We start from the raw sequence: 22,959 nt of genomic DNA, 5'->3' as shown, positions 1-22,959 counted from the left end.
TCGAAACCATTTTAAAAGGAGCCAGTTAGGCTCCTTTTTTCTATTTAGAAGGTGATATGTCTTCAGAAGGGTTACAGCGCTGCTTTGTATTACATCGCAGACCGTACAGTGAATCGAGCCTGATTTTAGATGTGTTCAGTGAAGAGTTCGGACGAATGACACTGATGTCTAAAGGGGCACGCAGTAAGCGTTCCAATCTTAAGGGCGCGTTGCAGCCGTTTACGCCACTGCTGCTGAAATGGTCTGGTAATGGCTCAATGAAAACATTGCGCCAAGCGGAACCTATCAGCCTTGGACTGCCGCTAACTGGGATTAACCTCTACTCCGCCATGTATGTAAATGAATTAATCGGGCGAGTTTTGATGGCAGAAGTGCCAATGCCCGCACTTTTTCATGATTATCTTAATGCTTTAACAGAACTGGCGCATAATGAGAATCCAGAGCCGGCATTGCGACGCTTTGAACTCGCTCTGTTATCAGCAATGGGTTACGGCGTTGATTTTCTGCACTGTGCAGGTACCGGAGAACCTATTGATCCGACAATGACTTATCGCTATCGCGAGCAGAAGGGCTTTATTGCCTCTGTGCGTCGTGACAACCTGACCTTTATGGGGGATGAACTGATAGCGATCAGTGAACGTAGATTTATAACGAAAGAGCAGTTAAAAGCGGCAAAACGCTTTACACGCATAGCCTTAAAGCCGTATCTTGGCGGCAAACCATTAAAAAGTAGAGAGCTGTTTATGCCACAAATAGGTCTCTCTAGAGCACGGAGTATTGGAAAATGAGCTCAATCCTTTTAGGCATTAATATCGACCACGTTGCAACCCTACGTAATGCACGTGGAACTCAATACCCAGATCCAGTTCACGCAGCAGAAATTGCTGAGCGTGCCGGTGCAGACGGTATCACTATTCACCTTCGTGAAGACCGTCGTCATATCCTTGACCGCGATGTTCGTATTCTGGCTGAAACTATCCAGACTCGCATGAATCTAGAGATGGCGGTAACGGATGAGATGGTACAGATTGCGCTAGATACTAAGCCTGAGTTTGTTTGTCTGGTTCCTGAAAAGCGTGAAGAGCTAACGACAGAGGGTGGCTTGGACGTGGTTGGCCAACTTGAAAAAGTAAAAGCGGCGACACAAAAGCTAACTGAAGCGGGCATCAAAGTATCTCTATTCATCGATGCGGACCGCGAGCAAATTGATGCAGCGAAAGCGTGTGGTGCACCATTCATTGAACTGCACACCGGTCATTATGCAGACGCTAAGACTGAAGAAGATCAGCAAGATGAGCTGAAGAAGATTGCAGCGGGCGCAAGCTACGCAGACGACCTAGGCATCACAGTGAATGCGGGTCACGGTCTGACTTACCACAACGTTGCGCCAATCGCCGCTCTACCAGAAATCTACGAGTTGAACATCGGTCACTCTGTGATTGGCCGTGCAGTATTTGATGGCCTAGCGAAAGCGGTATCAGATATGAAAGCGGTCATGGAAAACGCGCGTAACAACGCTTAATTGATAAAATTGGAAGGTTAAAGAGTCATGGCAGTGGTTGGCCTTGGTACAGACATCGCAGAGATTGAGCGAGTTGAAAAGGCATTAGCACGCAGTGGCGCAGCCTTTGCGGAACGTATCTTAAGTGAGGTAGAGCTTGAACAGTTCCACTCTTTGAAGCAGAAAGGGCGCTTTTTAGCTAAGCGCTTTGCCGCCAAAGAGGCAGCTTCAAAAGCATTAGGTACAGGTATCGCAATGGGCGTCACCTTTCATGATTTTCAGGTTGCGAACGATGAGCATGGTAAGCCGGTACTTACCTTGCACAACAAAGCGAAAGAGTTAGCCGCAAGCATTGGCGTTAACTCTATCCACATTACGATCTCAGATGAACGTCACTACGCAGTAGCAACGGTGCTCTTCGAGTCTTAATAGTGATAATCAAAAAAAGCAGAGCTATTGGCTCTGCTTTTTGTTTCTATGGTCCCCACTACTTAACTGTGCCGAGAGCTAACTCGGCTGAATTGGCGTTAGGTAGTGAATAGCTGTGGCCTGAACCTTATCTAGCTCATCCTGAAGTTCGAACAGTTCTGGCTCGATGTCCTCTATCTGAGTGCCAGAGCGCAGCTCTTTCTCAATGGTTGCACACACCGCTTTGAGTCTCGGCACACCGCTGTATGAGCTGCTGCCGTGCATCTTGTGGATGATGTGGATTAGCTCATCAACTGGGTAGTCCGGTTCTTCAATCGCTTTCTCTGCTGCGTCGTACACTTCAGGAATAAAGTCGACCAGCATCTGCAACATATCACGCGCAAGATCTTCTTTATTGGCTGCTTGCTTGAGTGCGGCTTGCCAATCAATGATGATGTTTTTGTGCTGGCTGCTCTCTGTTTCGATGGTGTGGCTTTCAATCTCAACACCAACTGCAGGGTGCTCAGGATCGATCTTTTCTACATTCTCTACTTCGGATTCGGGACTCCAGTGAATCAGCACTTGCTGCAGCACATGCTCTTCAATCGGTTTGGTCAGGTAATCATCCATACCGGCTGCTAATAGACGATCGCGTTCGCCACTCATCGCGTGTGCAGTCACCGCAATCACAGGCGTTTTGGCATTGTTCTCTAGCTCTTTAATGTGCTTACACGCGGTCACACCATCCATCTGTGGCATTTGGATATCCATGAAGATGATATCGAATGTCTGCTCGGTCGCTCGGTCAATCGCTTGTTGGCCATTGGTGCAGCTGACAACCGTTTCTACACGCTCTTGCAATAGGGCGGTAATTAGTTTCAAGTTGGCTGGGTTATCATCTACAGCCATTACTGTCAGTGGCAACTTCTCGTCACTATGCGTCTCAATGACTGGCGCATTAAGGAGCGGTGCTTGGTTAGAGACCAGCGTTTGCAGCAGCTTCTTGCGAGACAGTGGTTTGGTAATGCACTGTACATCAACATTTTTCATCAGCTGCTCACCCAGTGCCAACTCTGTACTTGGGGTGCCAATGATGACGTTTTGCGAGATCTCTCTAGCGCGGTTTGCCCACTGCTGAACGACTTCTAGTTCATAGTCTTGGTTAGCCGCAAGGTTGAGAAGAACGTAATCATAGTTGGTCGACTCCTCTGGCATTACTGAACGGTAGGTCACGACCAACCCTTCTTGAGTCAGTACTTGCTGAGTAATCGACGCCGCTTGCATGTTCGGTTCAATCAATAGTAGTTGCTTCTCTTGCAGACACTGCGTCTCAATAAGATCAGTCATCGGCATATCGGTGGTCGATAGTCTTAGTGTGAACCAGAATGTCGAACCTTGGTGCAGGCGACTGGTTAGACTGATCTCGCCGCCCATCTGGCTAACCAGTTTTTGGGTGATAACCAGACCTAAACCAGTACCGCCATAGCGACGTGAGATACTCGCATCGGCTTGACTAAAGGCTTGGAACAGTTGTGCTTGCTGACGTTCAGAGATACCAATACCGGTATCACGCACCATGAACTGTAACTCGATGTTATCTTCTGATTGAGAACGTAGTTCAACGCTGATATCGATATTACCGCGCTCGGTGAACTTGATTGAGTTGCCCACCAGGTTAGTAAGAATCTGTTGAATACGCAGTGGGTCACCGACAAGACCAGCAGGTACTTTCGGGTCAACTTTAAGGGTTAGTTCAAGCCCTTTCTCGTGAGCATTGGTGGCTTGTAGGTTCACGACCTCTTCAAGGCTTGCTTGGAACTCAAACGGGATGTTCTCTAGTGCTAGTTTACCCGCTTCTAGCTTCGAGAAGTCGAGGATATCGTTAATGATGCTCAGTAGATTGTTGGCTGAGCGCTCGATGGTCTGTAGATAATCGGTCTGGCTGGTGGATAGGTGCGTTTTCAGCATCTGACGAGTAAAGCCAATTACCCCATTAAGTGGCGTTCTTAGCTCGTGTGACATGTTGGCCAAGAACTCTGATTTTACGCGCGCGGCTTCTTGAGCGCGCTTCTTCGCGATATCCAATTCAACGTTCTGAATCTCTAGCTGCTCGAGTGTTTCACGTAGATCGGAAGTCGCTTGGTCGATACTGTGTTGCATCTCAACGTGGTATTCCGACAGAGATACCGCCATTGCGTTGATACCGTTTTTGAGTGAGTCCAACTCACCGTGCATCTTACCTTCGATACGTACATCTAAGTGACCGCGACGAATTCGGTCGACCATGTTCTTCATGTGTGTGATCGGTTGAGTCACGTCGTGCATTAAGCGGAATGCAAACACACCAGACAGGCCAAGGCCTAAGATAAGGACCAGAAACGCTGAGAATATCTCTTGGTATTGCTGTAATCGTAATGAGGAGAGATCCAACTCGATGGCGATATAACCGACAGCCTGATTCGCTTGAGATTGCCCATTAGCAGAGTTCATGAACTGACCTTCGGCAATAATCGGGGTTCTTAAAATCAGCGTATTATCGAGCAACTTGGACGAACTAAGATGCGGGATAGGCTTATCTTTAGGATAGGTTAAGCTTTCAAAGTCAGGGTGGAAGTTTGAGGTTACAAACAGCTCATGACGCTCATCAAACACCGCGATACTGCGCACCAACTTAGAGTTCTTACGATGGGCGTAGCTGATCAACTGACGAACCGACTCTCGACTCTCTAATTGCATGCCAGACTCACTTGCAATCGCAAGAGGTTCTATAATGCTGGTACCTGTATTGACAACTTGTCCTTCGAGGTCTTGATAGCGGTTAAATGAGAAGAATGCACTCAATAACAACCCTATAATCAGGGTCGGAGCTAGAGTTAGGGTAATTACACGGGCTCTCAAGCCATATCTGGTCATGTTCTTTAATTACATCGAGGTCTGGATATGGGAAAATAACGCACACAATGGTGGCTAAGTGAACGGTAAGCTTAATCAAAGCCGCCACGTTCGACAATGATTCCAAGACATAATAGTGAGTCCTGGATACAAATAAATGATTAAAAGATAGTTTAGGCACAAGCAATGGCACGTTTTTTTCAACCAAAAAAGAAAACTCAATTCGAGACCAAGCATCAATCGGTTTTGGTTGAACGAATGGATCACAATGGCGCAGGTATCGCTTATCAGAAAAATAAACCTGTGTTTATTGATGGTGCGTTGCCGGGCGAGCAAGTGGTGATTCAATTAACGGAAAGCAAAAGTAAGTTTGCCCGTGCGAAGTTGATTAAACTATTAAAGCCAAGTGAGCAGCGATTAAAGCCTTTCTGTAAGCACTTTAATCAGTGTGGCGGTTGTCATCTACAACATATGGATTATGCATCGCAAGTAGAGCACAAAGGGCAGTCACTGAGTCACTTGATGAGCCAATACCAAACCCCTGCCACTGAAATTGCAGAACCAATTACTGGCCCGCAGGTTGGCTATCGTCGCCGTGCTCGCGTGAGCTTATTTATGGATAGAAAGAATCAACAGCTGCAGTTTGGTTTTCGCAAGAAACAGAGTAAGCATATCGAGAATGTGACGGACTGTGCGGTGTTGGAGCCAAGCTTAAATGCACTATTGCCAAAGTTGAAAGCGCTACTCGATACTTTTAGCCAACCTATGAACCTTGGGCATGTTGAACTGGTTTTGTCTGATAAAGGGCCTGTGATTGTCCTTCGTCACCTTAAACCACTAGCAGACAAAGACCAGCAAGCACTTATCGATTTAGCGACAGAGCAGGGTGCAATCTTGTATTCAATGCCAGAAACGGATCAGCTGGTTCGCTTGGTGGGTGATGCGCCGACATACAGTGAAACTGGTGTTACTCTGCCGTTTGAACCGAATCACTTTATTCAAGTCAATCAGCAAGTGAACCAGAAGATGGTGGCACAAGCGATTGAATGGCTGAATCCACAAGCGGATGAACGCTTTCTCGATCTGTTTTGCGGTTTAGGTAATTTCAGTTTACCTATCGCACAACAATCTGCGCTGGTGGTCGGTGTTGAAGGCGTCGATGAAATGGTGAAACAGGCAACGAGCAATGCTGAAGTAAACCAACTCAACAACGCAACTTTCTATCAAGCGAATCTAGAAGAAGAGCTCTCTTCTCAGCCGTGGGCGAAAGAGAAATTCGATAAGGTATTGCTTGATCCTGCGCGCGCTGGAGCAAGTGGGATTGTCGACCAAATTTCAGCGCTAGGAGCGAAGAGCGTGGTTTATGTTTCATGTAATCCTGCTACTCTAGCTAGAGATACGGCAAGCTTGCAAAATCAAGGTTATCAAATGGTCAAAATGGGTATGTTAGACATGTTTCCGCATACCAGTCATTTGGAATCTATGGCACTATTCGTCAAAGAAAAATCATAGAACGAAAAGGCGTATAAGAAACGTCTTGTTACCAGTATGAGTCGAACTAACTTGGACCCGGTTAGTCATACTGAGTTGGGTATAAAACATAATAACTAGGAAGGCATGATGGTTGCGGTACGAAGCGCACATTTAAACCCAAGCGAACAGTTTGAGCTAGAGAGCTGGATTGCATCTTTAAATCAGGATGCCAAAACGTCGAATAGACTGATCAAGGTTTATCGTCACTGTGAAGAACTGCTAAAAGAGCATGAGCAAGCCTCACTGCTATTGTGGCGTGGCCGAGAGATGATAGAAATCTTGGTGACGTTATCAATGGATCGCGCGACACTCGTTGCGGCTCAGCTTTTTCCTGTTGTCTCCAGTGGTGTATTTGAGCGAGAAGCCTTTGAAGAGAGCTACGGCAAAGAGATCGTTAAGCTGATTGATGGCGTTGAAGAGATGGCGGCACTTGGCCAACTCAACGTTACCCTTGAAGGCAGCGCAGCGTCAGGACAGGTTGATAACGTGCGCCGCATGCTATTGGCCATGGTGGATGATTTCCGTTGTGTGGTCATCAAGCTTGCTGAGCGTATTTGTAACCTTATCGAGGTGAAAAAAGCGCCTGATGAGGTGCGTAGAGCGGCAGCGAAAGAGTGTGCCAATATCTATGCGCCACTGGCTAACCGTCTTGGTATTGGTCAGCTTAAATGGGAAATCGAAGATTACGCTTTCCGTTACCAACAACCAGATACCTATAAGCAGATCGCTAAGCAGCTTTCTGAGCGTCGTATCGTTCGCGAACAGTACATCACAGACTTCGTTGATGACCTTACGTCTGAAATGGGACGCTCTAGCATCAACGCGGAAGTGAGCGGCCGCCCAAAACACATCTACAGCATCTGGCGTAAAATGCAGAAGAAAGGCTTGGCCTTCGATGAGCTATTTGACGTGCGTGCTGTACGTATCATCGCAGACCAATTGCAAGACTGTTATGCAGCGCTTGGTGTTGTGCATACCAAATACAAACACTTACCAAGCGAGTTCGATGACTATGTCGCGAACCCGAAACCGAATGGCTACCAATCTATCCATACCGTGGTACTTGGGCCTGAAGGCAAAACCATCGAGATCCAGATCCGTACTAAACAGATGCATGAAGACTCAGAGTTGGGTGTTGCCGCGCACTGGAAGTATAAAGAAGGCTCATCAGGTGGTCGTAGTGGTTACGATGAGAAGATCACATGGCTGCGTAAGCTGATCGACTGGCAAGAAGAGATGTCTGACTCTGGCGAGATGCTGGATGAAGTTCGTAGCCAAGTTTTCGATGACCGTGTATACGCGTTTACACCTCGCGGTGATGTGGTCGATTTGCCAATGGGTGCAACTCCGTTGGACTTCGCTTACCACATTCACTCTATGGTCGGTCACCGCTGTATCGGTGCCAAAGTAGGTGGACGTATCGTTCCATTTACTCACAAGCTCTCGATGGGTGATCAGGTTGAGATCATCACTCAGAAAGAGCCAAACCCTTCGCGTGATTGGCTAAACCCAACCACAGGCTTCGTTCATTCTGGTCGTGCCCGCGCCAAGATTAACGCTTGGTTCCGCGCACAAAGCCGTGAGAAAAACCTCGAAGCAGGTCGTGATATTCTAGAGAGTGAACTGCACAAGATTGGCGCGACGCTCAAAGACGCCGACCAATATGCCCTGAAGCGTTTTAACGTGAATACGCCAGATGAGCTGTATGCCGGTATCGGTAGCGGTGATTTGCGAATCAACCAAGTGATCAACCACATCAATGCATTGGTGAATAAGCCAACTGCGGAAGAGGAAGATCAAAAGGCACTAGAGAAGCTACTTGAGTCAGAAAACAAGCCTGCTCAACAGAGCCGTCCTAAGAAAGATGCGGTTGTGGTTGAAGGTGTCGATAACCTGATGACGCACCTTGCACGCTGTTGTCAGCCAATCCCAGGTGACAGCATCAAGGGTTACATCACTCAAGGTCGCGGTATTTCAGTTCACCGTAGTGACTGTGAGCAACTGAGCGAGCTAAGAATCCACGCACCAGAGCGAATCATTGATACGGTTTGGGGTAATGGCTTCGTTGGTTCTTACATCCTAACGCTGCGTGTTGAAGCGCTAGAACGTAGTGGATTATTGAAAGACATCACTTCGCTGTTTGCTAATGAGAAGATCAGTGTTACGACTATGAAGAGCCGTACCGACTACAAGCGTCAGCTATCAGTGATGGACTTTGACCTGGAAGTGACCAACATTGAAATCCTCAGCCGCGTCACAAGCCGGGTAGAGCAGATCAAAGATGTTATGAGCGTCAAGAGATTAGGATAGTTTTTACGTCGTACTTAGCTTTCTAACGGCGTTAGTTTCACTTATTTCGCTCCATCACATAGGCAAGCTATGCTCAGGAGCCTCATAAGTTTACTGCCTTGTTAGAAGAACTAATTACTTAGTAAAAAAATATAGTTGTCATTCCCTACAGTGAGGAACGAACGTGATAGGGAATCTCGCTATGCGGTTTGAGATCCCCAACTCGTTCATCCTTCACTCTTGGGGATGACGAATAAATAGAAAGGTGAGTGGTTTTAGCTGCTCACCTTTTTTAGTTTTAAGAAAAGAATTAGATTAAAACAATCAAATCGAATAATAGGAAAGCACCATGAGCCACCCGATTGAACAACTAGAACAAATTATGGCGAAGCTGCGCGACCCAGAAGGTGGCTGCCCTTGGGATCTGAAACAAAATTTTGAAACAATTGTGCCGCATACTATCGAAGAGACATACGAAGTGGTGGATGCGATTCACAACCAGGATTGGCCAAACCTACAAGAAGAGTTGGGCGACTTGCTGTTTCAGGTGATTTTTTACAGCCAACTTGCGAAAGAGCAAGGGTTGTTCGAGTTTTCTGATGTGGTAGATGGTGTGAATGAGAAGCTGACTCGTCGTCATCCACATGTGTTTTCTGATGTTGAGTTTGATGATGAAGAGGCAATCAATGCCAACTGGGAAGCCGAGAAAGCTAAAGAAAAAGTGCAAGCAGGCAAAACTCAGGAAAGTATTCTAGACTCAATACCAAACTCTCTACCTGCACTTTTGCGTGCTACAAAGGTGCAAAAGCAGGTCGCAAAATATGGCTTTGATTGGGAATCAATTGGCCCTGTTGTCGATAAGGTTAGGGAAGAGGTCGATGAAGTGCTTGAAGAAGCACTGCAAATTACGCCAAATGAGGATTTGGTAGAGGAAGAATTGGGTGATTTACTGTTTGCGACGGTGAATCTAGTGAGGCATCTAGGGAAAAACCCAGAATCGGCACTGAGTAAAGCAAACGTAAAATTTGAGCGTCGCTTTAAAGGTGTAGAAGGAAAAGTTCGCCAAAAAGGCAAAACTTTGAACGATTTTTCCCTCTCCGAGCTCGATTCTATGTGGGATGAAGTCAAGTTGGCGGAGAAAAGTTGAACAAAGCTTTTGTGCTGATTTGATTTGAAGCAAAAAATAAAAAATAGCAGTGTGATAGATTTCACGTTGTGGCGATAAGGGGCTTCTGGTATATTTTCATCCCGTCCAGAAGAAATCCATTTTCCCTCATTCAACCAATTTCAGGTTAAACATGACGACAAATTACATTTTTGTTACTGGCGGGGTTGTATCCTCTCTAGGTAAAGGTATTGCAGCGGCATCGCTTGCAGCTATTTTAGAAGCTCGTGGTCTTAAAGTGACTATGATGAAGCTTGACCCTTACATCAACGTTGATCCAGGCACTATGAGCCCGACTCAACACGGTGAGGTGTTCGTTACGGAAGATGGCGCTGAAACTGACCTTGACCTTGGTCACTACGAGCGATTCATTCGCACCAAGATGACTAAGCGTAACAACTTCACAGCGGGTCGTGTTTACTCAGACGTTCTAGCGAAAGAGCGTCGCGGTGATTACCTAGGTGCAACTATCCAAGTAATCCCTCACATCACTAACTCTATCAAAGACCGTGTAATCGCTGGCGCAGAAGGCCACGATGTTGCGATCGTTGAAGTTGGTGGTACGGTTGGTGATATCGAGTCTCTACCATTCATGGAAGCGATTCGTCAGCTAGCAGTTGAGCTAGGCCGTGAGCGTGCAATGTTCATGCACCTAACACTAGTTCCTTACCTAGCAGCAGCTGGTGAAGTGAAAACTAAACCGACTCAGCACTCTGTAAAAGAGCTACTGTCTATCGGTATCCAGCCAGATATCCTAGTTTGTCGTTCTGATCGCATGATCCCTGCGAACGAACGTAAGAAGATCGCTCTTTTCTGTAACGTACAAGAGAAAGCGGTAATCTCAATGAAGGACGTAGATTCAATCTACAAGATCCCTCAACTAATTAAATCACAAGGTCTTGATGACCTTGTGTGTACTCGTTTTGGTATCAACGCTCCAGAAGCTGACCTATCAGAATGGGAACAGGTAATCTATGAAGAAGCGAACCCAACTGGTGAAGTAACCATCGGTATGGTTGGTAAATACATTGAATTACCAGATGCATACAAGTCAGTGAACGAAGCACTTAAGCACGCGGGTCTGAAGAACCGCCTAAGCGTTAAGATCAAGTACGTTGACTCTCAAGAAGTAGAAGCGAAAGGCGAAGAAGCACTTCAAGGTCTTGACGCTATCCTAGTACCAGGTGGCTTCGGTGACCGTGGTGTTGAAGGTAAGATTTTCGCAGCACAATATGCTCGTGAGAACAAAGTACCTTATCTAGGTATCTGTCTTGGTATGCAAGTGGCACTTATCGAGTACGCACGTAACGTTGCGGGCATGGAAGGTGCACACTCTTCAGAATTTAGCAAAGACACGAAGTACCCAGTAGTTGGTCTAATTACTGAATGGGTAGATGGTGAAGGTAAAGTTGAAGAACGTACTGAAAAATCTGACCTAGGTGGTACTATGCGTCTAGGTTCACAGCTATGTCACCTAGAGAAAGGTACGAAAGCTCGTGAACTATACGGTAGCGCGACGATCCATGAACGTCACCGTCACCGTTACGAAGTGAACAACAATCTTCGTCCACAAATCGAAAAAGCGGGCCTAAAAGTATCGGGTCTGTCTGCGGACAAGAAGCTGGTTGAAGTTATCGAGATTCCAAACCACCCATGGTTTGTTGCAGCTCAGTTCCACCCAGAGTTCACTTCTACGCCTCGCGATGGTCACCCATTGTTCGAAGGCTTCGTTAAAGCGGCTGGCCAAAACCAGCGTGACGAATTAGAGAAATAAAGGATACCGGCAGTAGCGTTTGCAGTGCTGCTGCCTTTAATTTGACATTATATATTCAACGAGAAGGAAACATTCAATGTCTAAGATCGTTAAAGTTCTAGGTCGTGAAATCATCGATTCACGTGGTAACCCAACTGTAGAAGCTGAAGTACACCTAGAAGGCGGTTTCGTAGGTATGGCTGCTGCTCCATCTGGCGCATCAACTGGTTCTCGCGAAGCTCTTGAGCTACGTGACGGCGACAAAGCACGTTTCCTAGGTAAAGGTGTTCTTAAAGCTGTTGAAGCTGTAAACGGCGAAATCGCTACAGCTCTAACTGGTAAAGACGCTAAAGACCAAGCTGCAATCGACGCAGTAATGATCGAGCTAGACGGTACTGAGAACAAATCTAAGTTCGGTGCTAACGCAATCCTAGCTGTTTCTCTAGCGAACGCTAAAGCTGCTGCAGCGGCTAAAGGCATGCCTCTATACGAGCACATCGCTGAGCTAAACGGTACTGCTGGTCAGTTCTCTATGCCTCTACCAATGATGAACATCATCAACGGTGGTGAGCACGCAGACAACAACGTTGACATCCAAGAGTTCATGATCCAACCAGTTGGCGCTAAGACTCTTAAAGAAGGTCTACGTATCGGTGCTGAAGTATTCCACAACCTAGCTAAAGTTCTTAAGTCTAAAGGCTACAGCACTGCAGTTGGTGACGAAGGTGGTTTCGCTCCTAACCTTAAGTCTAACGCTGAAGCTCTAGAAGTTATCGCAGAAGCTGTTGCAGCTGCTGGTTACGAACTAGGTAAAGACGTTACTCTAGCTATGGACTGTGCTGCATCTGAGTTCTTCGACAAAGAAGCTGGCATCTACAACATGAAAGGCGAAGGTAAGACTTTCTCTTCTGAAGAGTTCAACCACTACCTAGCTGAGCTAGCTAACCAATTCCCAATCGTTTCTATCGAAGACGGTCTAGACGAGTCTGACTGGGATGGCTTCAAGCACCAAACTGAACTACTAGGTGACAAGCTTCAACTAGTAGGTGACGACCTATTCGTTACTAACACTAAGATCCTTGCTGAAGGTATCGAGAAAGGCGTAGCTAACTCTATCCTTATCAAGTTCAACCAAATCGGTTCTCTAACTGAGACTCTAGCTGCAATCAAGATGGCTAAAGACGCAGGTTACACAGCTGTAATCTCTCACCGTTCTGGCGAAACTGAAGACGCAACTATCGCTGACCTAGCGGTAGGTACTGCTGCAGGTCAAATCAAGACTGGTTCTATGAGCCGTTCTGACCGTGTTGCTAAGTACAACCAACTAATCCGTATCGAAGAAGCTCTAGGTTCTAAAGCTCCTTACAACGGTCTTAAAGAAGTTAAAGGTCAATAATTCATACATTGAATTGTTAGCTTAAAGCTTTTGAAACGCTCTACTTCGGTAGGGCGTTTTTTTATGTTTGTAGAAAATAGCGAGAAGAAGCTCTAGGTTCTAAAGCTCCTCCTTTTTACAACGAAAGCGGCCTTTAAGAAGTTAAAGGTCAATAATTCCTAGCGAATTGTTAGCTTAAAGCTTTTGAAACGCTCTACGTCGGTAGGGCGTTTTTTATGTTTGTAGAAAATAGCGGGAAGAAGCTTTAGGTTCTAAAGCTCCTCCTTTTTACAACGAAAGCGGTCTTAAAGAAGTTAAAGGTCAATAATCTCTCGTAGATTGTTAATCTAAGCTTTGAATGCCTCGCTAATGCGGGGCATTTTTTTGCCTACAATTCGTCATTCCCTAGACTGACGAAGGAAGGAGTCGGGAATCTCTTAATGTTAACTTCGATAGATTCCCAACTCAGTCGTCCCTCCTTCTTGGGAATGACGAGAGTGGGAGGTGAATGAATCGGGAGTCTCTTTGTTACCATTAAAGATTCTGTCCGATAATTCTGCTACTTATCGATTCCCTTACACCACATATCTCGCACCAATAAGCGCATTATGGTATATATGTGCCTTATTCTAGTTCCTTCTTTTCTAACCGGCGAAAGGTGTTATGCGAATCTTTGCTCTTGTCCTGCTGATCTTACTTGGCTGGCTGCAACACACATTGTGGCTCGGTAAAAATGGCATTTCTGATTACTACACAGTGAACAACGAAATAGACGTTCAAAGACAAGTGAATGAGAAGCTGCATACTCGAAATGCAGAAATGTTTGCTGAGATCGACGACCTTCGACAAGGGTTAGACGCCATCGAAGAGCGTGCTCGACATGAGCTCGGAATGGTGAAAGAAGGTGAAACGTTTTATCGCATAATTGGTGAGGAATCGCATTAATGTCGACTGATAAACAAGGTATTGTCGCGGTTGTACCTGCGGCTGGCGTAGGCAGTAGAATGAAGGCCGATCGCCCAAAACAATATCTGACGATTAACGCGATCACCATCTTGGAGCACACCGTCAACAAGCTACTTTCTCATCCTCAAGTGAGTAAGGTCGTGGTAGCCGTAAGTGAAGGTGACCCATATTTCCCTGAGCTGAGCTTGAGCCAACATCCAGATGTGGTGCGTGTTAAGGGTGGTAACGAACGTGCAGACTCGGTTTTGTCGGCTCTGAACTATATTCAAGAGAGCGGTTTGGGCGAGTGGGTTATGGTGCATGATGCTGCTAGGCCATGCATTCAACAAGGTGACATCGATAAGCTGATTGAAGCAGCACTGTCTCATCCGGTAGGTGGCATTTTGGCTGCCCCCGTTCGTGATACGATGAAACGTGGTGTTGATGGGCAGATTGATCACACGGTAGAGCGTGCAAACTTATGGCACGCATTGACACCGCAAATGTTTCGAACTTTACCGCTGCAGCAGGCTCTAACAGAGGCTCTTGAACAAGGCGTGTCGATTACCGATGAGGCGTCTGCTTTTGAGTGGAAAGGCGCATCACCAGCTCTGGTTGCTGGGCGCTCAGATAATTTTAAGGTTACTCAGCCAGAAGATTTAGCATTGGCTGAGTTCTATTTAAGTCAGAATAAGGAATAATGATGATTCGTATTGGCCACGGTTTTGATGTTCATAAGTTTGGTGGTGAAGGCCCAGTGATTATTGGTGGCGTGAGCGTTCCTTATGAGCAAGGACTGGTTGCGCATTCAGATGGTGATGTGGCTTTGCACGCATTATGTGATGCGCTATTAGGCTCCATTGCCGCAGGCGATATTGGTCGTCATTTCCCAGACACCGATGATGAGTGGAAGGGAGCAGATAGTCGTGAGCTGCTTAAAGATGTTTACCGCCGCGTTAAAGAACAAGGTTACCAAATCGGTAATGTGGACGTGACCATCATGGCACAAGCGCCAAAAATGGCCCCGCACATTGATGCAATGTGCCAAGCGATTGCCGAGGATCTTGAAACAGATATTGGCAACGTGAATGTAAAAGCGACAACAACTGAGCGTCTTGGTTTTACCGGACGTAAAGAGGGCATTGCGAGTGAAGCAGTCGTCCTAATTACTAAAAGTGCGTAAGCACCAAAACGAAAAGAACAGCATGTCAGATATTCTATCTTCATTTGCCTATTTGAATGGCAAGCCGACGGCACAAGCTAAACTGAAAGCGAAGGCCGAGCATTTTGTGGTTATCGAAGACTTAGGTTTCGAATTCACTGGAGAAGGTGAGCACCTAATGGTGCGTATCCGCAAAACCGGTGAGAACACCAGCTTTGTTGCCAATGAACTGGCAAAAGCATGTGGCGTTAAATCGAAAGACGTGAGCTGGGCGGGTCTGAAAGACCGTCATGCAGTGACTGAGCAATGGTTGAGTGTTCACCTACCAAAGGGGGATACGCCAGACTTTACAGCTTTCTTATCTCAGTACCCAAGTATTGAGATCTTAGCGACGGCACGCCACAACAAAAAGCTGCGCCCAGGCGACCTAGTTGGTAACCAATTTGAACTGACTCTGTCTGAAGTGACTGACACCGCTGATGTGGTCAATCGCCTTGAGAAAGTGGCTCAGCTAGGTGTACCGAACTATTTTGGTGCTCAGCGTTTTGGCAATGAAGGTAATAATTTGTCTGAAGCTCGTCGCTGGGGGCGTGATAATGTGCGTACACGCAACCAGAACAAGCGCAGTTTATATCTATCTGCAGCTCGCTCTTGGATTTTCAATCGCATTTTGTCAGAGCGTATTGAACAGAACGTGTTTAACTCAGCAATTCTTGGCGACGTCGTTTTCAGCGCTGGTGAGCAACTGTTGGCAACGGCTGAAAACATTGAAGCGTTGAACTTGGCGATTGAGAAAGGTGAAGCGCAGGTTTCTGTAGCGATGGCTGGCGACAATGCACTGCCGACACAAGACAGCGCACTCGCTCTTGAGCAGAAGCATCTTGATGACGAGCCAGATTTAATGGCGCTCATTCGCGGAAACCGTATGCGTCATGATCGTCGTGAAGCTTCTCTTAAACCACAACAGCTCTCATGGGAAGTGGATGGCGACAACATCACGCTCAAGTTCTCATTGGATGCAGGTTGCTTTGCGACAGCGATTGTTCGTGAGCTAGTGGAAGAAGTGGCTGTAGAGCGACAATACGCGCAGTAAAGGCGTAAATTGGACGGATATAAGAAAGGATACAGAATGAAGATTTTACTCAGCAATGATGATGGCGTTCATGCTCAGGGTATTCATGCCCTAGCTGATGAGCTACGCGACCTTGCTGACGTTATTATCGTTGCACCTGACCGTAATCGCTCGGGTGCGTCGAATTCATTAACGCTTGAGCAGCCTCTGCGTGTTCAAGAAATCGCAGCTAACACTTACTCTGTGCAAGGTACACCGACGGATTGTGTGCACTTTGCATTGAATGAGCTGCTTAAGGATGATATGCCTGATTTGGTGCTGACTGGCATTAATCATGGAGCAAATCTAGGCGATGATGTGCTCTATTCAGGTACCGTTGCCGCAGCGATGGAAGGGCACTTTTTAGGTGTACAGTCAGTCGCGTTCTCTTTGGTAGGCAAACAACACTTTAAAACCGCCGCTCTTATTGCACGCCAAATCGTTGAACAGCACTTAGCTCGACCGATCCCAACCAATCGTTTGTTGAACGTCAATGTTCCAGATGTTGCTGTTGGTGATCTTAAGGGAACACAGGTGACGCGTCTTGGCGCTCGCCATCACTCTGAAGACATGATTAAGCAGAAAGATCCAAGGGGGCATGATATCTACTGGTTAGGTCCTCCAGGTAAAGAGCAGGACGCAGGACAGGGAACAGATTTCTATGCGATAGAGCATGGCTTCGTTTCAGTGACACCGCTGCAGGTTGATCTAACAGCTCATGAATCTTTAGGTGCCATGTCGCAGTGGCTAGGAGAGCACCAATGACTAACCCTCACGCACACCGCTTAGTCAGTTTCTTGATTGAGAGTGGTATTCGAGACCAAAAGGTTCTGGATGCGATTTTTCGTTTGCCTAGAGATCGTTTTCTATCGCAGGCGATGTATCACCAAGCTTATGACAATAATGCACTGCCAATTGGACAAGGTCAGACAATCTCTCAACCATATATAGTGGCGAAAATGACGGAACTGTTGGAACTTCAACAGACTAGCCGCGTCTTAGAAATTGGAACTGGCTCGGGGTACCAAACGGCGGTATTGGCTCAGTTAGTCGATCATGTTTATTCTGTTGAGCGTATCAAGTCATTGCAGTGGGATGCGAAAAGAAGGCTCAAGCAGCTTGATTTTTATAACATTTCCACGAAACATGGCGATGGCTGGCAAGGGTGGGCTGCGAAAGGCCCATTTGATGCCATCATCGTAACGGCAGCCGCTGAATCAATCCCTCAAGCGCTTCTAGAGCAATTGAGTGATGGTGGACGTTTACTGATCCCGGTTGGGGACAACGAGCAACAACTGTTAAAAATTACCCGTCAAGGTGACGAGTACCTTTCAGAAACGATTGAGATGGTACGTTTCGTTCCTTTGGTTCCGGGTGAATTGGCGTAACAAAACTATTGGTGTAGATGGATAACAACTGAATGCGTTCACAGTTTTCAAAAGGGATAGCGATATTGTTGAGTTGCGCACTAGCAGGGTGCGCAGCGAACTCCCCTGCACCTGTATCAAACCTGAACAAAGATTACTCCACCATTGAACGTGGCAGCTATCGTGGCAGTTATTATGAAGTTCAGAAAGGCGATACCCTCTACTTTATCGCTTATTTGACCAACAAAGATGTCAATGACCTGATTCACTACAACGATCTCTCTGCGCCTTATACTATCCATCCGGGGCAGAAGCTTAAGTTATGGCGTCCGTCATACAAGGCTCCTGCTTATGGCAAGTCGGCGGCCGTTGCCAGCGTTACCCCTGCACCTAAACCAGCACCGGTGGCTCCCGTTGTGAGCACACCGAGCTCCTCCAGCTCGAAATCCTCTAAGCCAGCGACCACCAAAGCTGAACCTGTGAAGAGTAAAAACTCTAAACCGGCACCTGTGCAGTCAACGGCGAAAACGGTTAAAAAAGATCCACCAAAGAAGGTTGAACAATCGAAGCCAAAGGAGTATGTTGGTTCTAAAGGTAAACAAAATGTTACAACCGCCAGCAAGCCAACTAACGATAAAGTATCGAAATGGTTATGGCCAACCAAAGGGAGAGTAATCAAGAATTTCTCTGTAGGTGAACAAGGAAATAAAGGCATCGACATAGCAGGACAGCGTGGTCAGCCTATCGTATCTACTGCAGGGGGAACGGTTGTTTATTCGGGTAATGCACTCAGAGGCTACGGCAATCTCGTGATTGTAAAGCATAATGACAACTACTTAAGTGCATACGCGCATAACGATCGACTATTAGTATCTGAAGGGCAAAGTGTTAAACCAGGACAGAAAATTGCCACAATGGGAAGTTCTGGAGCCAAAAGCGTTAGGCTGCACTTTGAGATTCGTTACCAAGGTAAATCCGTGAATCCAAAACGATATTTACCTTAATATGAGTGCCGCAATGGTACTTGTATAAAGTGACATAGTCATTTAGCGACATTTGAAGTTGTAATGTCTTGCTAATATCGCCAGGGGGAGGCGTTATGAGTATCAGCAATGCAGTTATTAAAGAAGAGTTCGAACTTGACCAAGAGACCACGGAGTTGGCAAACGTTGAGCAAGGCGAACAAACCGTCACTAAAAAAACAGAAGCAAAAGAAGAAGTCGAAGTGACTTCGAAAAGCCTAGATGCGACTCAGTTGTATTTGGGTGAAATTGGCTTCTCACCACTCTTAACCGCAGAAGAAGAAGTGCTTTATGCTCGTCGCGCATTACGCGGAGACGAAGCTGCTCGTAAGCGCATGATCGAAAGTAACCTACGTCTTGTGGTAAAAATTTCACGTCGTTACAGCAACCGTGGCTTAGCTCTGCTCGATCTTATCGAAGAGGGTAACCTAGGTTTGATCCGTGCTGTTGAGAAGTTCGATCCAGAACGAGGCTTCCGCTTTTCTACTTACGCAACATGGTGGATCCGTCAAACGATCGAACGTGCGTTGATGAACCAAACGCGTACTATTCGTCTGCCAATTCATGTTGTGAAAGAGCTAAATATCTACCTGCGTACCGCTCGTGAGCTATCACAAAAGCTTGACCATGAGCCAACAGCGGAAGAGATCGCGACCAAGCTAGATAAGCCGGTGAGCGACGTAAGCAAAATGCTACGACTTAATGAGCGCGTAAGCTCAGTCGATACACCAATCGGTGGTGACGGTGAGAAAGCGCTACTGGACATCATTCCAGACGTAAACAACTCAGACCCAGAAGTGTCGACTCAAGACAGCGATATTAAAACATCACTGATCTACTGGTTAGATGAACTGAATCCGAAGCAGAAAGAAGTACTTGCACGTCGCTTTGGTCTTCTTGGCTACGAGCCATCGACTCTTGAAGAAGTCGGTCGTGAGATTAGCCTAACTCGTGAGCGTGTACGTCAGATTCAAGTAGAAGGCCTACGTCGTTTAAGAGAAATCCTGATCAAGCAAGGCTTGAATATGGAGAATCTATTCAACGTTGAAAACGATTAGTCTAGATCTAGAAATGCCCAATAAAAAACGCTGACTCAATGTCAGCGTTTTTGTTTTTTATCGAGGTTAAAGAGACTTACTTTTGACTAGAGAAGTTTCTTTAGGCGGTACAACTCTTCCAATGCTTGGCGTGGTGTTAGATCATCTGGATCTACGTTTGCTAGCGCTTGCTCTACTTCACTTGGCTCTGGGATAAGGCTAAGTTGATTCGCAATATCGACACCGCTTGGTTTTGCTGTTGGTGTCTCAGCACTTAGCGCTTCAAGTTGGGTGAGCTTAGCTCGCGCATTCTTAATCACGGCTTTTGGCACTCCCGCAAGCCCAGCTACTGCAAGACCGTAAGATTTGCTTGCAGCACCTTCTTGAACTGCGTGCATGAAGGCAATGCTGTCGCCATGCTCAACGGCATCCAAGTGAACATTCGCCAAGGTTGGGATCTGGTTTGGTAGTTCAGTCAGTTCGAAGTAGTGAGTCGCAAATAGTGTCATCGCATTGATTTGATTTGCTAACCACTCCGCGCTTGCCCAAGCCAGTGATAGGCCATCATAGGTGCTGGTACCACGACCAATCTCATCCATCAGAACCAAGCTGCTCGGTGTTGCGTTATGGAGAATGTTCGCTGTTTCTGTCATCTCTACCATGAAGGTTGAACGGCCAGATGCAAGGTCATCAGATGCACCAATTCGAGTGAAGATACGATCGATAGAGCCAATGATTGCACTCTCTGCAGGAACGTAACAACCGATATGAGCCATTAGTGCGATCAACGCAGTTTGACGCATATAGGTCGATTTACCACCCATATTTGGACCTGTGATGATCAGCATCTTACGTTGATCATTCAAGTCAATCGGGTTGGCAATGAAAGGTTCGTCCATCACCTGTTCAACCACAGGGTGACGACCCGCTTGAATGTGAACTCCAGGCTCCTTGTTTAGAGTCGGGCGACAGTAATCTAAAGTATCAGCACGCTCAGCTAGGTTTTGAAGAACGTCTAATTGCGATACAGAAGAGGCGATGTTCTGCAGTTGTTCTAGGTGCGGCAATAGTAGGTCGAATAGTTCTTCCCAAAGCTGCTTTTCAATCGCTAGTGCTTTAGATTTTGAGTTCAGAACCTTGTCTTCGTGCTCTTTTAGCTCAGGGATAATGTAGCGCTCAGCGTTCTTCAATGTTTGGCGGCGTACGTAATGAGGTGGAACCAAGTGGCTTTGACCACGGCTCACCTGAATAAAGAAGCCGTGTACGTTGTTGTAGCCAACCTTTAGCGTATCAATCCCGTGACGTTCACGTTCTTCCGCTTCGAGTTTGTCTAAGTACTCTGTTGCGCCATCTGCAAGGTCACGCCACTCATCTAGCTCTGCACTGTATCCTGCAGCAATCACGCCGCCATCGCGAATCACAACTGGTGGGTTCTCTTTGATCGCACGAGTAAGCAGCTCAGACACTTCTTCAAAAGGTGCAGCATATTGTGCAAGCTGAGACAGGTATGGATGAGAGACTTGTTCTAGTGTATCTGCAAGTTCTGGAAGGTAGTCCATCGCTTGACGCAGGCGGGCCATATCACGCGGACGCGCAGAGCGAAGAGCTAATCGAGCAAGGATACGCTCAATATCACCAATCTGTTTCAGTGTTGGTTGCAGCTCCGTGAATAGAGCTAAATCTTTCATCTCACCAATTGCATCTAAGCGTTGGTCGAGGGCTGAGATATTGCGCATCGGCTGATGTAACCAACGCTTGAGCATACGGCTACCCATTGGCGTTGCTGTATGATCGAGTACCTCTGCCAGCGTGTTGTCGGTGCCACCTGCAAGGTTATGAGTGATCTCTAGGTTGCGACGAGTCGCTGCATCTAAGATCACAGAGTGATCTTGGCGATCATATGTGAGTGAACGAATATGCGGCAGAGCGGTACGTTGGGTATCTTTTACATATTGGATCAAACAACCCGCAGCACATAGACCAAGCTTGGCATGTTCCACACCAAAGCCGACAAGGTCGCGAGTACCGAACTGTTTGTTGAGTTGCTGCTTGGCCGTATCTAATTCAAACTCCCATACTGGGCGACGGCGGTTACCGTTACGGTTCGCCATTAACTCTACAGGTTCGAAGTCTTCTGGAAAGAGCAGTTCTCTTGGAGAAGTGCGTTGCAATTCAGCGGCCATTGACTCTTCGGTCTCTGGCTCCGAAAGTTGGAATCGACCTGAAGTGATATCTAAAGTTGCGTAACCAAACTTGCCGTTATGGTGATAAATCGCAGCAATCAGATTATCAACGCGCTCAGAAAGAAGGGCTTCGTCAGTGACGGTACCCGGTGTCACGATACGAACAACGGCACGCTCTACTGGACCTTTCGATGTCGCAGGGTTACCGATTTGTTCGCAGATCGCCACAGATTCACCGAGTTGAACCAGTTTAGCGAGGTAGCCTTCTACTGCATGAAACGGAACGCCTGCCATTGGGATAGGTTCGCCAGCAGATGAGCCACGTTTGGTTAGGGAAATATCAAGGAGTTGAGAGGCTCTTTTAGCATCATCATAGAAAAGCTCGTAGAAATCTCCCATGCGATAGAAAAGCAGGATCTCTGGATTCTCTGCTTTGAGTTTTAGGTACTGCTGCATCATGGGAGTATGTTTTTGATCGGCTTTCACTGGTAACTTCTTTCGTTTATTTCTATTGCGGCTTAGGATACGTGAAAGCGACACCTGCGAAAAGCGGCGCAAGCGATAAAGATTCAAATTCACTCATGTAGAAACCATGCAGAAACAATGGAGTTTGTCACCATGTCATCGATTCAACAACTCAGCGAAAAGCTCGGCCAGCTTTTATTAAAAAATCAGCACGTTTTGGTCACGGCAGAGTCGTGTACTGGTGGTGGCGTTGCAAGTGCAATCACAGATATAGCCGGTAGCTCAGCATGGTTTGACCGTGCTTTTATCACTTACAGTAATGAAGCCAAACAAGAGATGATTGACGTGCAAGCTGCAACGCTGGAAGCGCATGGGGCAGTCAGTGAGGCTGTGGTGGTTGAAATGGCGCAAGGCGCGTTGGCAAACTCTAATGGTAGCATTGCTGTCTCGATCAGTGGAATTGCAGGCCCCGGAGGCGGCAGCGAAGAAAAGCCGGTGGGTACTGTATGTTTTGCATGGGCTGGTAAGAATGGCTGGCAAAAAGTAGAAACGCATGTATTTGCGGGTGATCGATCACAAGTACGACAACAAGCGACCACCTGTGCGCTTGAGGTTATTTATGATTACCTGTTGGAAGAGAAGTAACAATTGTACAAATAATTTTCATACAGGTATGGACACTGTATGAATCAACAGTATAATAAACACCAATTAGTCACCCCTATGTGGGTTAGAAACAGATTCTAAATCG

Annotated in this window: 19 protein-coding genes; 17 read left to right on the top strand and 2 right to left on the bottom strand. The window is 46.7% G+C overall.

Going from position 1 to position 22,959, the window contains the following annotated elements:
* The first annotated feature begins 56 nt into the window (after nucleotides 1-56).
* The 3 genes from recO to acpS are packed head-to-tail and all read left to right on the top strand — an operon-like array spanning nucleotide 57 to nucleotide 1,930.
* Nucleotides 57-788: a DNA repair protein RecO gene (gene recO / locus VFDL14_RS17845; RefSeq protein WP_032549802.1), complete on the top strand. Its 732-nt coding sequence runs from the start codon at nucleotides 57-59 to the stop codon at nucleotides 786-788.
* Nucleotides 785-1,522: a pyridoxine 5'-phosphate synthase gene (gene pdxJ / locus VFDL14_RS17850; protein ID WP_032549801.1), complete on the top strand. Its 738-nt coding sequence runs from the start codon at nucleotides 785-787 to the stop codon at nucleotides 1,520-1,522. Before recO ends, pdxJ begins: the two co-directional genes overlap by 4 nt.
* Nucleotides 1,523-1,549: 27 nt before the next feature.
* A complete protein-coding gene (gene acpS, locus VFDL14_RS17855) occupies nucleotides 1,550-1,930 on the top strand; it encodes a holo-ACP synthase (RefSeq protein WP_032549800.1) in 381 nt (126 codons plus the stop codon).
* Nucleotides 1,931-2,008: 78 nt separating this feature from the next.
* Here acpS and barA read toward each other — a convergent pair whose 3' ends face one another.
* Entirely contained in the window at nucleotides 2,009-4,822 is a 2,814-nt protein-coding gene (barA, locus tag VFDL14_RS0122960; RefSeq protein ID WP_032549799.1) for a two-component sensor histidine kinase BarA, read from the bottom strand.
* A gap of 165 nt (nucleotides 4,823-4,987) precedes the next feature.
* Here barA and rlmD point away from each other — a divergent pair, with 165 nt between their 5' ends.
* The 13 genes from rlmD to rpoS all read left to right on the top strand — a co-directional run bounded on the left by rlmD (nucleotide 4,988) and on the right by rpoS (nucleotide 19,581).
* Nucleotides 4,988-6,313, top strand: coding sequence for a 23S rRNA (uracil(1939)-C(5))-methyltransferase RlmD (gene rlmD, locus VFDL14_RS17860; RefSeq protein ID WP_032549798.1), 1,326 nt, complete (start codon nucleotides 4,988-4,990; stop codon nucleotides 6,311-6,313).
* A 108-nt stretch (nucleotides 6,314-6,421) separates the two neighbouring features.
* Complete coding sequence (gene relA, locus VFDL14_RS17865; protein WP_032549797.1) at nucleotides 6,422-8,644, top strand: GTP diphosphokinase; 2,223 nt, start codon at nucleotides 6,422-6,424, stop codon at nucleotides 8,642-8,644.
* A gap of 328 nt (nucleotides 8,645-8,972) precedes the next feature.
* The gene (mazG, locus tag VFDL14_RS17870) at nucleotides 8,973-9,770 is read left to right on the top strand and encodes a nucleoside triphosphate pyrophosphohydrolase (RefSeq protein ID WP_032549796.1); all 798 of its coding nucleotides are present in this window, start codon (nucleotides 8,973-8,975) and stop codon (nucleotides 9,768-9,770) included.
* Nucleotides 9,771-9,921: 151 nt separating this feature from the next.
* Nucleotides 9,922-11,562, top strand: coding sequence for a CTP synthase (locus VFDL14_RS17875; protein ID WP_004739047.1), 1,641 nt, complete (start codon nucleotides 9,922-9,924; stop codon nucleotides 11,560-11,562).
* Nucleotides 11,563-11,638: 76 nt separating this feature from the next.
* A complete protein-coding gene (gene eno, locus VFDL14_RS17880; RefSeq protein WP_032549795.1) occupies nucleotides 11,639-12,937 on the top strand; it encodes a phosphopyruvate hydratase in 1,299 nt (432 codons plus the stop codon).
* 642 nt (nucleotides 12,938-13,579) lie between these two features.
* Complete coding sequence (ftsB, locus tag VFDL14_RS17885) at nucleotides 13,580-13,861, top strand: cell division protein FtsB (protein ID WP_032549794.1); 282 nt, start codon at nucleotides 13,580-13,582, stop codon at nucleotides 13,859-13,861.
* On the top strand, nucleotides 13,861-14,562 hold the full coding sequence (gene ispD, locus VFDL14_RS17890; RefSeq protein WP_032549793.1) for a 2-C-methyl-D-erythritol 4-phosphate cytidylyltransferase: 702 nt from the start codon (nucleotides 13,861-13,863) through the stop codon (nucleotides 14,560-14,562). Before ftsB ends, ispD begins: the two co-directional genes overlap by 1 nt.
* A gap of 2 nt (nucleotides 14,563-14,564) precedes the next feature.
* On the top strand, nucleotides 14,565-15,044 hold the full coding sequence (gene ispF / locus VFDL14_RS17895; protein ID WP_032549792.1) for a 2-C-methyl-D-erythritol 2,4-cyclodiphosphate synthase: 480 nt from the start codon (nucleotides 14,565-14,567) through the stop codon (nucleotides 15,042-15,044).
* Nucleotides 15,045-15,066: 22 nt separating this feature from the next.
* Nucleotides 15,067-16,116 (top strand): tRNA pseudouridine(13) synthase TruD, encoded by a 1,050-nt coding sequence (gene truD / locus VFDL14_RS17900; RefSeq protein ID WP_032549791.1) that lies wholly within the window; start codon nucleotides 15,067-15,069, stop codon nucleotides 16,114-16,116.
* Nucleotides 16,117-16,152: 36 nt separating this feature from the next.
* The gene (gene surE, locus VFDL14_RS17905) at nucleotides 16,153-16,899 is read left to right on the top strand and encodes a 5'/3'-nucleotidase SurE (protein ID WP_032549790.1); all 747 of its coding nucleotides are present in this window, start codon (nucleotides 16,153-16,155) and stop codon (nucleotides 16,897-16,899) included.
* Nucleotides 16,896-17,522: a protein-L-isoaspartate(D-aspartate) O-methyltransferase gene (locus VFDL14_RS17910; protein ID WP_032549788.1), complete on the top strand. Its 627-nt coding sequence runs from the start codon at nucleotides 16,896-16,898 to the stop codon at nucleotides 17,520-17,522. Before surE ends, VFDL14_RS17910 begins: the two co-directional genes overlap by 4 nt.
* Nucleotides 17,523-17,554: 32 nt before the next feature.
* Nucleotides 17,555-18,505 carry a peptidoglycan DD-metalloendopeptidase family protein gene (locus VFDL14_RS17915; RefSeq protein WP_032549787.1) on the top strand — a complete coding sequence of 317 codons (951 nt, stop codon included), beginning with the start codon at nucleotides 17,555-17,557 and terminating at the stop codon, nucleotides 18,503-18,505.
* 95 nt (nucleotides 18,506-18,600) lie between these two features.
* A complete protein-coding gene (gene rpoS / locus VFDL14_RS17920) occupies nucleotides 18,601-19,581 on the top strand; it encodes an RNA polymerase sigma factor RpoS (RefSeq protein ID WP_032549786.1) in 981 nt (326 codons plus the stop codon).
* 86 nt (nucleotides 19,582-19,667) lie between these two features.
* Here rpoS and mutS read toward each other — a convergent pair whose 3' ends face one another.
* On the bottom strand, nucleotides 19,668-22,229 hold the full coding sequence (mutS, locus tag VFDL14_RS17925; RefSeq protein WP_032549785.1) for a DNA mismatch repair protein MutS: 2,562 nt from the start codon (nucleotides 22,227-22,229) through the stop codon (nucleotides 19,668-19,670).
* Nucleotides 22,230-22,361: 132 nt separating this feature from the next.
* Here mutS and pncC point away from each other — a divergent pair, with 132 nt between their 5' ends.
* Nucleotides 22,362-22,853: a nicotinamide-nucleotide amidase gene (gene pncC, locus VFDL14_RS17930; protein ID WP_032549783.1), complete on the top strand. Its 492-nt coding sequence runs from the start codon at nucleotides 22,362-22,364 to the stop codon at nucleotides 22,851-22,853.
* The last annotated feature ends 106 nt before the right edge of the window (nucleotides 22,854-22,959 follow it).

Origin of the sequence: Vibrio fortis, from assembly GCF_000695685.1 — a bacterium.
Classification (GTDB): Bacteria; Pseudomonadota; Gammaproteobacteria; order Enterobacterales; family Vibrionaceae; genus Vibrio; species Vibrio fortis_A.
The sequence above is the reverse complement of the archived record's forward strand: the minus strand, read 5'-3'. Positions and strand labels throughout refer to the sequence as shown.